We start from the raw sequence: 1284 nt of genomic DNA, 5'->3' as shown, positions 1-1284 counted from the left end.
TTCCCTCACACACCTCATAAAGCATTCAATGGTTAATCGATTAATTAAACGTGTAATTGCTATTAGCTTTCTTGTTTGTTGTCTTGTTGTTTTGCAACCATTTGCACTCTTGCATGCAGCGAGCTATCCTCCTATAAGAGACACCAATGGGAATGGACTCGCTATTACTAGTAGTGAATACGCTACCAAAATAGGCAAAGCTATTCTCGATAAAGGCGGTAATGCTATTGACGCAGCGGTAGCAGTAGGCTATGTCTTAGCAGTAACCCATCCTGCAGCAGGCAATATTGGCGGAGGAGGTTTTGCCCTTATTCATTTAGCTAATGGAGAGAATGTTGCCTTAGATTTTAGAGAAACTGCTCCATTAGCCGCTACACGAGATATGTATCTCGATACTAAGGGCAATGTTATCCCTAACGCTTCTACAATCGGGCATTTGGCTGCTGGAGTGCCAGGCACTGTGAAAGGTATGAGCGCAATGCTCGATAAATATGGCACAAAGAAATTAGGTGAGTTGATTCAACCAGCTATTGATTTGGCAGAAAATGGTTTTGTCATTACGGATAGGCAAGCAGAGACAATGCTAGAAGTTAAAGAGCATTTCGCAAAGTTCGCAAGCTCTAGGAGATATTTTCTTAAAAAAGATGGCTCTACCTATCAAGGGGGCGATATTCTTGTTCAAAAAGATTTAGCAAAGACTCTGAAACTTATTCAAAAAGAAGGAGAGAGTGCTTTTTATCAAGGCAAGATTGCAGACCTTATTGTGGAGGATATGAAAAATAATGGTGGCATTATTACAAAAGAAGATTTAGCGCAATATAAAGTTATATGGAGAAAGCCTGTTGTAGGGACTTACAGGGGGTATCAGATTGTCTCTATGTCGCCGCCTAGCAGTGGAGGAACTCATCTTATTCAGATTCTCAACATTATGGAAAATGCCAATATTAAAGCTTTAGGCTTCAATTCTTCACAAACTATTCGTCTTATGGTGGAAGCTATGAGGCAGGCTTATGCTGATAGAGCTGTGTTTATGGGGGATCCAGATTTCTTCCCGATACCGCTTGATACTTTATTGAGTAAAGAATATGCAAAGAAAATTTATGCCAACATACAAAAGACGTCTAGAGCTCTTTCTAGCAAAAATATAAAAGCTGGATTAGGGATTATCAAGGAAGAAAAAGCTATTAATCCAAATGCAAAAGGCTTTAAAGAAGGTAATCATACAACGCATTATTCAGTAGTGGATAAATGGGGTAATGCTGTGAGTGTGACGTATACGATTAA

At 39.4% G+C, this 1284-nt stretch carries 1 protein-coding gene; it reads left to right on the top strand.

Going from position 1 to position 1284, the window contains the following annotated elements; genetic code table 11:
• Positions 1-28: 28 nt before the first annotated feature.
• On the top strand, positions 29-1284 hold a 1256-nt coding region (ggt, locus tag CQA66_RS09045), incomplete at its 3' end, for a gamma-glutamyltransferase (RefSeq protein WP_115582661.1).

The organism is Helicobacter aurati (assembly GCF_003364265.1).
GTDB lineage: Bacteria > Campylobacterota > Campylobacteria > Campylobacterales > Helicobacteraceae > Helicobacter_A > Helicobacter_A aurati.
This window is presented reverse-complemented; position numbering and strand designations above follow the sequence as displayed.